Below are 8512 nucleotides of genomic sequence, written 5' to 3'. Positions count from 1 at the left end.
CCCCCCCCCCCCCCCCCCCCCCCCCCCCCCCCCCCCCCCCCCCCCCCCCCCCCCCCCCCCCCCCCCCCCCCCCCAATCCCCCCCCCCCCACCCACATCTACACTATGGCTCGATCGTCGGCAGCGTCAGATGTGTATAAGAGACAGGAACGACCTAGGGCATCGGTCCATTGACCATTGTTCAACTGTTCTGATACAAAATCATTATTGGTTTTAACAAAGCTGCTTTTAAGGCCCGATTCGAATTTAAGGGTTTTGGAAAATGGCCAGGTAAAATCTGTTTTTGCAGCCATCACTTCTATGTGGGCATCTGTAAGATTCCTTAGACTAGAGGTATTGGTAAGGGTTTGGGCAGCATTGAAATAATTTGCATCGAAATTTTCGCTTCGATCCATGTTATAGCCTGCATAATCCAGATCAAAAGTAAGACTGGCATCTTCCTTTACCAAATCGTGCTTTACATTGAAGTTGGCCGTAAGGTTATTGAACTTGCCATTGTTGCCACTGTTCTGGCTAACAGAACTTGGTGTTTGCGTACTGTTCTGATATTCGTTAATATAGGTATCGCTAAATCCCACCTGGTTATTGTTCACCGTCATTAGGTCTACCATCACGCCTATCACCGTTTTTTTAGAGGCATAATAATCTGCACCGATCTTTCCCGAATAACCAGGTCCTTTTTGTCTACGGTTAAAAGTTTGGTCGAAAAAGGTTTGGGTATTTGCGGTATTAACGGTACGGTTCAATACGGTCTGATTAAAATTAGAACGGGTATTGAAAGAAGCATTACCAAATATATTCCATTGTTCTACCCTATGGTTGAGATTAAGGTTTGCGCTGTGCCGATACAGGTCTGTAGGGCCATTTTTAACACTAGCCCAACCAGAATTGGCGGCTATGCTTCCATTAGTCCCAAAGTTTTTGTTTCTTTTGAGCTTAATATTAATAATGCCCGCATTTCCAGCCGCATCGTATTTGGAAGAAGGATTGGTAATCAACTCAATGGTAGCTACCTGATCGCTGGTCATATTGCTAAGCAACGTTGTGATATCTGCACCAGAAAGAAAATTGGTTTTGCCATCTACCATAATGGTAATTCCAGCTTTATTATTCAGCTTAATCTGTTCGTTTTGCCTATCTACAGTAACACCGGGAGCTTTTTCTAAGAGTTCCAAAACACTATTGCCCGCAGCACTAATATTCTGCTCTACGTTGAGCACTGTTTTGTCTGCTCTACGTTCTACAAAGGGTTTTTGTCCCACGACATTCACTTCTTTAAGCTGCTTGGTATTGGACATCATTTTTATGGGGGCCAAAATAAGATCTACCTCTTCCACTAACAGTTTTTGGATGGTGTGGTTGTGATAGCCCACCATTTTAACAACGAGCCTATAGTTACCCCGCGGTGTATTTGCAAATTCATATTGGCCATCAAAATTGGTCGTAGCCTGCAGTTCCTTCAATGTATCTGCCAGGTTAACAAGCCTTAAGAGGCTATAAGGCAATGGCTCGTTGTTTTCAGCAAGCACTTTTCCACTAAGGCTTGCTTTTTTCTGGGCAAAACAAGCCCCCCACGCCATCAGGCATGTGATTAAAAGTAAAATCTTTTTCATGTTGTATAATTTTTTAGTGATGATGAAGCCATCATGATGTTATCTATGCCCTTCCATATCTTGGAAAATCACAATGGCTTTCGCCTGTTTATTTTTATATTTCAGTAGTCCGCAAAACTTATTCTTTCGAAGTTTCATGGGTTTAAGAACCCTAAACGATCATCCGATAGCTCCCATTGCATTTCCTCCTATATTATGCTTAACTTAAAACAATGCTTCTATTCGTTCAGCATGCCCTTATTACCAATGTACACTTAGCATTTTTTGGGCAATACCCTATCCTCCCTCTTCAAAGAGGGCTATTTCAAGGGTAATAGATCAGTTATTAAAAAAGTGTCGGTAGTTTAAGGCACTTGATAAATAGGCGGCACTAGTTTATTATTGGCCATTTTCTCCACCTTCGGGATGATCAATATCATATTTACATTTTAATCCTTCTTCTGTCATGACCCATTCCCGATAAGGATCATTTTCGAATTTTCTATCTGTTCTACACCAATAGAATTGATAAAAGCTAAGGTATCTATGGCTGTTTTGGTTCACCAGTAATCGAGTACCCACAGGCAATTTCAATAAGATATGTACTCTTTGTCCACGCCAGGCAATATTTTGTTTGAACCGTAAGTTAGGATTAAAGATAAGGGCCGAGTCTTTCTGTATAAAGCGATATTCTATATTCTGCACATTTTTAAGCGCCGTCTGGAAATCCCTGCCCTGCGATTCAAAAGTACTTATAGCAGACGCCTTATCATTCAAACTTTTCTCAATTTCCAAGCTTACACTTCTCGGGTTTTTGAATGGCCCGCTATCGTAATTATCAACAATAACACGATTGCCTATATTCATTTCTTCCAGGTGATAGGTTGCACTATCTTGTTTACTAAACACCATGCTCTTATCCACATCAATTACATAAATTGGATATTGCTTAAGTTCGGTATGTTGCACCAATTCTGCCTCTTCCTTAAATTCGCCCAATATTTTCGCGGTGTAATAGCCCGAGGTAGAGGCCCCTATTAACCATAAAATCAATAATGCGAACCAAATGTACTTGCTGATTTCAATTCTATTGAAAACGACCCTCAGCGCAAATAATACCAAGGCCAAAACAGGGATAAAAAGGGTAAGAAAAGCATTAAAGATCAAACCGTCTCTAAAGGGAATATTGATCACATTCAATGGAAATGTTTGATAAGTGCTCTCATCCCAAAAGCCCAAAAGCATACCCAAGCTCACAATCAGTGTGATCATCATGCCGAAACCTAACACAATAAAACAGATGGCTATCGTTTTACCAAATACCTTGACCAAGCTGGTTATTAAACGCCCGAACATTTTAACCACATCGTTAAAAAAATTGCCTGAACGTCTAACCAATGGCTGTATTTGCTCATTGGCTGATTTCATATTCGCCTTAATGGCAGCAACTTCCTCATCAAAACTTCTTTTATAGCCATACAGATTGGTAGCCTCGCCTCTCATTTCCATTCTTTCTGAACGGGTAACTGCTCTTGGCATAGCAATCCATAAAATAAGATAGGCTAAAACACCTGTACCCGCCAAGAATACCAATAAGAAGAAAGCCAATCTAATCCAACGGGCTTCTACGTTAAGGTAATGGCCTAGGCCTGCACAAACTCCGGCAACTACGCCTTCATCGGTATCTCGGTACAGCTTTTTAATGCCTGTATAATGCATGTTCAAGTTTTCTGCCTGTGCAGTTTCCTCTTCTTCGTTTAAGAAATCCTGCACACTTCCCATTTGGGCAATCACCTCTTTTACATCGGCCACATCGATTACCTGTTTCTGTCCCTTCTGTAAGATTTCGGCAAACATTTCTGCTATACGGTTCTCTATATCTTTAACGATCTCAAAATCATCAGCATTTTTGGCAAAATGATATTTGATTTCGTTCAAATAGGCCATCAATATTTCATATGCTTCTTCTTCAATATGAATGATGGAGTTGCCTATATTTATGATTATTGTCTTATTCATGGTGGGTTAATTTCTATTTTTCTTCTTCTGTTGATTGGTTTGCTCCTTTTTGGGAGGTGGTTATGGCGTACATTAGCTCTTGCCATGTACCATCCAGCTGCGTTAGAATTTGCCTACCCTCTGGAGTAAGCACATAATATTTACGTGGCGGTCCCGAAGTTGATTCCACCCAATTGTAACTCAACAAGCCATTATTCTTCAACCTGGTGAGCAAAGGATATAAGGTACCCTCTACCACCAAGAGCTTTGCTCGTTTGAGCTCGGCAATGATATCTGACGCATAAATCTCTCCCCTAGAGATGATTAGAAGCACACAGTATTCCAGTATGCCCTTGCGCATTTGTGTTTGCGTATTTTCGGCTATCATAATACAAAGATATATGTTTCATATAGTATTATGCAATACATAGTACTATAAAAATAACAAAATAAAACACAAACAACTGATAATCAACATATTTAATTTTAATATACTTTTTTAAATAGAAATTTAAGAGGGCAATTCTATTAGATTCTGTAAAACAACATAGCTCTTCGTGGCAAAATCAGTTTCGCTTTTAGCCATATTTCAGCTTCAATCTGGTTTGTTTAACAACGTTTAGCTTCCAAAAAATCAAATAGCAAACAAGCAATTCTTATGAAAAACACGACTTATTTGGTAGATTAGCAGTTTCAGATCAAACAATGGCTTTACAGTATAAAAAAATCGTCGTTAAAATAGGTTCTAATGTAATTACACAGGCAGATGGATTACCAGATGAAACACGTATTATGCATTTGGTATCACAATTGTCTACCCTTAAACAAAAGGGCATTGAAATCATTTTGGTATCTTCTGGGGCCGTTGCAGCTGGACGCAGTTTAATCAAGATATCTGAAAAACAGGATGCTGTAGCCACCCGTCAACTATTGGCAGCTATTGGGCAAGTAAAGCTGATCAACACTTATGCCGATTATTTTGGCCAGCATCAAATCAAATGCGCACAAGTTTTGGTTACCAAAGAGGATTTCAGAGATCGTGTACACTACCTCAACATGAAAAACTGTATGAACATTCTATTACAGAATAACGTAATACCAGTAGTGAACGAGAACGATGTTGTTTCTGTTACAGAGCTAATGTTCACCGATAATGACGAACTTGCTGGCTTAATTGCTTCAATGCTCAATGCCGATGCCCTGTTTATCCTTTCTAATGTAAATGGCATTTACGATGGCGATCCCAAATTACCTGGTTCAAAAGTAATTGAACAGGTAAAGGGCACGTTAACGGATCTGAGCTCATTCATCAGCACAGGAAAGTCTCAATTCGGCAGGGGCGGTATGATCACCAAATCTACCATTGCGCAAAAAGTAGCCAAATTGGGCATCAATGTTCATATTACCAATGGGAAAACCGATCATATTCTAACAGATCTACTAGCACATAAAGTTGTACATACGCATTTTTTAGCCGACAAGATCAAATCGGGCAAAAAGAAGTGGATTGCCCATGCAGAAAATGCGGCAACCGGTGCCGTACAGTTAAACAATGGCGCCAAAGCCGTACTCACTTCCGGTAAGGCCACTAGCCTATTACCAGTTGGCATTATTGCCATTAAGGCCGATTTTCTAAAAGGTGATATTATTAAAATTTTGGATGAAGAAGAAAAATTGATAGGGCTAGGTATTGCCAAATATGGATCTGACAAGGCCAGGGAAAGAATTGGACAGAAGAACGAGAAACCCTTAGTACACTACGACTATTTTTATGCTGCCATTTAGCTAAAAAAGTCCAAAAACCTAAGGTCCGAGGAGTTGAATCCGAGCTTTAAAACAACGATCAACCGATTTAAACAGTTAACCAGTAAAACAAATGAACCACACTATATATTTCGAACAAGCGAAGCAAGCGACCAGAAACATCATTTCCCTAAACAAGGAAACGATTAATTTAGTCCTTAATAATTTAGCAATTGCCTTAATAGAAAACAGCCCTTTCATTCTGGCTGAAAATCAGAAAGATTTGGAGCGCATGCCTGCTACAGATCCAAAATATGATCGGTTAAAATTAACAAAAGACCGTATACAAGATATAGCCAATGATGTTAAAAACGTAGCCAATCTAGCTAATCCATTAGGCAATATCATTCAGGAAAAAACTTTGCCCAACAACCTTAATATTAAAAAGGTACGTGTACCTTTAGGGGTAGTTGGTGTGATTTATGAGGCCAGGCCCAATGTCACCGTTGATGTTTTTACCCTCTGCTTTAAAACCGGAAATGTTGCTGTATTAAAAGGAGGTAGCGATGCAGCATTTTCCAATCTGGCAATCTGTAAAGTGATACACGATGTATTAGAAAAACACCAGATCAATATAAATTCCCTTACACTCTTGCCAGCAGACCGTTCCGCTACCGAAGCGCTTTTAAATGCTACAGGATATGTAGACGTACTTATTCCAAGAGGTAGTCAATCACTTATCAATTATGTACGCGATCATAGTAAAATCCCTGTTATAGAAACTGGCGCAGGCATTGTACACACTTTTTTTGATGCTTCAGCAGATCTGGAAAAAGGAAAAATAATTATTGCCAATGCCAAAACCAGAAGAGTTAGCGTTTGCAATGCACTAGACTGTGTATTGGTGCATGAAGCCAGATTAAAAGACTTACCATTTTTGGTATCCCCCTTGGCAGCAAAAGAAGTAGAACTTTATGCCGATGAAGATAGCTATCATCTATTAAAGAGCACCTACCCTGCTCATTTATTGCACAAGGCCATGCCAGAACATTTTGGCACCGAATTTCTCTCCCTAAAAATGGCCGTTAAAATGGTTAAAGATATTAATGAAGCACTTGACCACATTGCCTCTTATAGCTCTAAGCATAGCGAAGCCATCATTACTGAAAATGCTGAGAATATTGCCCTGTTCTTAAATCAGGTAGATGCAGCTGCCGTATATGCCAATGCCTCTACCGCTTTTACCGATGGGGCGCAGTTTGGGCTAGGTGCAGAAATTGGCATTAGCACGCAAAAACTACATGCCCGTGGCCCAATGGCATTAGAAGAATTAACCAGTTATAAATGGCTGGTTACCGGTAATGGACAAGTAAGGGCTTAAAAAGTACTGAAGTTTTTTAAAACATATGATTTTGGGCGGGACTGCCCACCCAAAGTCTATCTTGACTATTTAATCTGAAGCTTGATATGAGCTAAGCATTTGAATGATCTAAAATTGACCCTTTGTACAATGGCAATTGTTCATAAAAACAGACATTTCTACCTACCCCACAAAACCTTCAGGAATAAATTAGAATAAAAAACATAACTTTTCCACATTTTAACATACTCATGTTCATTGGCTTACATTTTGCTACATTCAAAATATTAATTAAGAAAGGAGTAAGCCATGTTAGCGAGATTACAACAACCGCACTTATCTGTCTATACAAATACCAAGAGCAATGAAGTTGCCAAGGCTTCTACTTATAAGGAAAGGGTTAAAGCAGATCGTATTGTGATGCTGGCCATGTTGGTAATCACCATAATTGGAGCCGTGTTAACCAGTTAACTTATTACAATAAGAGCGCATCAATACGATGTGCCTGTACCATATTCAAATATATAGACCAGCTAAATATAGTGAAATGGCCGTCCTGGGAAGCAACAAGTGCCAAAGCATTGCGTTGATCAAAAACAAACTGTGCTGCAGAAAGATGCCTAGTTCCTCCTATTTTTGCGGGGTGTACAATAATTGCCTCTCCATCATTGATAGGTTCAGAAAATAAAATTTGTTGTATGTGTTCACTGCTATTGGCCCTTCCTGTTTTAGCACCAAAGGCCAACAACTCATACTCATCGGTAATGATTGTAGCGCCATCTACAGCGGTAAGCCCAGCCAAATGATCTATTTCTCTTTTTAGGGCAGTTTGCCAAAAAATTTCGCTAGCTTCTGTACGGTCTTTTCTCACCAGATCGGCCAAGCCCTTAAATGACGGTGTTAAGGCATAATTAATGGGGTGTATTACCGATGTCTCCCAATCCTTCGAATCTTGAGGAACCACCAATACCGCACCGCCCCTACCGTGGGCCCTCATGGACACGGAAAGTTGTATCAGGATATTTGCCGAATCGTTCCAATAAGAATGTGCAGTAAGGTCTAACAACGACAGCAATATACTAGGACAATCGCCCTGACTTGCTCCCTTTTCATTTACAATTTTAATCTGGTCTCCTTTGAGTACAGCTACGTTGGTGAACTTACCGAAACCATAGATTCTACGGTGTTTTACAACCAATAAACCAGGTTCTGAAACATCAACTACAAAGCAATAGTTCGGAATATTCAAGGTAGTCCCCCAAATATGCAGATTGTAACCATCATGCCAAACCCCAATATGTATCCCTCCTCTCTCTACCCCCGGAGCCAATTTAGTAAGTACAGTGGGATTTAAGGGCAACATCTGATTGAACAACAAAGGCTTAGTAGCTTGTTCTGGTGGTAAAAAGGCAATAGATATTTTAGGAGAATGGCCCTCTTCCTTGCGCAAACTGCTCCAAAAAGCGGCGTCTATAATTGCTTCTATTACGCGTGCAGGAGGTTGGGGAGCCAAATCAACTTCGCCTTTTTTATTGGCTTCAGCCAGGTGACTGGCAAAATGTGCTTCTATGGTAGAAGCCACAATTTTCGCTGCTTGGTAGGTAGCCCTATTAATCATACCACTAAGTTATCTATTTGGTAACGCAAAATACGACTTTAGATTTACGAATGACGTTTAGAAGACAGGAAATCGTTTAATGCGCTATGGTTTAATTGTTGGATTGTTTCACTATTAAAATAAAACTGTCAATTGATTAAGGAACTTAATTGTTTAATTGTTTAATATTTTTTTGTGGGATTTTCTTTCTTATCCTACATCA

At 39.9% G+C, this 8512-nt stretch carries 7 protein-coding genes; 3 read left to right on the top strand and 4 right to left on the bottom strand.

Annotated features, from left to right (window positions below; all coding sequences use genetic code 11):
• Nucleotides 1-97: 97 nt before the first annotated feature.
• The 3 genes from JHD79_RS13560 to JHD79_RS13550 all read right to left on the bottom strand — a co-directional run bounded on the left by JHD79_RS13560 (nucleotide 98) and on the right by JHD79_RS13550 (nucleotide 3977).
• On the bottom strand, nucleotides 98-1579 hold the full coding sequence (locus tag JHD79_RS13560; protein ID WP_199119836.1) for an outer membrane beta-barrel protein: 1482 nt from the start codon (nucleotides 1577-1579) through the stop codon (nucleotides 98-100).
• A gap of 411 nt (nucleotides 1580-1990) precedes the next feature.
• Nucleotides 1991-3610: a PspC domain-containing protein gene (locus JHD79_RS13555; RefSeq protein WP_233164705.1), complete on the bottom strand. Its 1620-nt coding sequence runs from the start codon at nucleotides 3608-3610 to the stop codon at nucleotides 1991-1993.
• A 13-nt stretch (nucleotides 3611-3623) separates the two neighbouring features.
• Nucleotides 3624-3977 (bottom strand): PadR family transcriptional regulator, encoded by a 354-nt coding sequence (locus JHD79_RS13550; protein ID WP_199119835.1) that lies wholly within the window; start codon nucleotides 3975-3977, stop codon nucleotides 3624-3626.
• 317 nt (nucleotides 3978-4294) lie between these two features.
• Here JHD79_RS13550 and proB point away from each other — a divergent pair, with 317 nt between their 5' ends.
• From proB to JHD79_RS13535, 3 genes are all read left to right on the top strand, one after another.
• Nucleotides 4295-5374 (top strand): glutamate 5-kinase, encoded by a 1080-nt coding sequence (gene proB, locus JHD79_RS13545; RefSeq protein ID WP_199119834.1) that lies wholly within the window; start codon nucleotides 4295-4297, stop codon nucleotides 5372-5374.
• A 91-nt stretch (nucleotides 5375-5465) separates the two neighbouring features.
• Complete coding sequence (locus JHD79_RS13540; RefSeq protein ID WP_199119833.1) at nucleotides 5466-6713, top strand: glutamate-5-semialdehyde dehydrogenase; 1248 nt, start codon at nucleotides 5466-5468, stop codon at nucleotides 6711-6713.
• Nucleotides 6714-7001: 288 nt separating this feature from the next.
• Complete coding sequence (locus JHD79_RS13535; protein ID WP_199119832.1) at nucleotides 7002-7163, top strand: hypothetical protein; 162 nt, start codon at nucleotides 7002-7004, stop codon at nucleotides 7161-7163.
• A 4-nt stretch (nucleotides 7164-7167) separates the two neighbouring features.
• Here JHD79_RS13535 and JHD79_RS13530 read toward each other — a convergent pair whose 3' ends face one another.
• Entirely contained in the window at nucleotides 7168-8310 is a 1143-nt protein-coding gene (locus JHD79_RS13530) for a putative sensor domain DACNV-containing protein (RefSeq protein WP_199119831.1), read from the bottom strand.
• Nucleotides 8311-8512: the final 202 nt, after the last annotated feature.

This window comes from Pedobacter sp. ASV28 (assembly GCF_016428855.1).
Classification (GTDB): Bacteria; Bacteroidota; Bacteroidia; order Sphingobacteriales; family Sphingobacteriaceae; genus Pedobacter.
The sequence above is the reverse complement of the archived record's forward strand: the minus strand, read 5'-3'. Positions and strand labels throughout refer to the sequence as shown.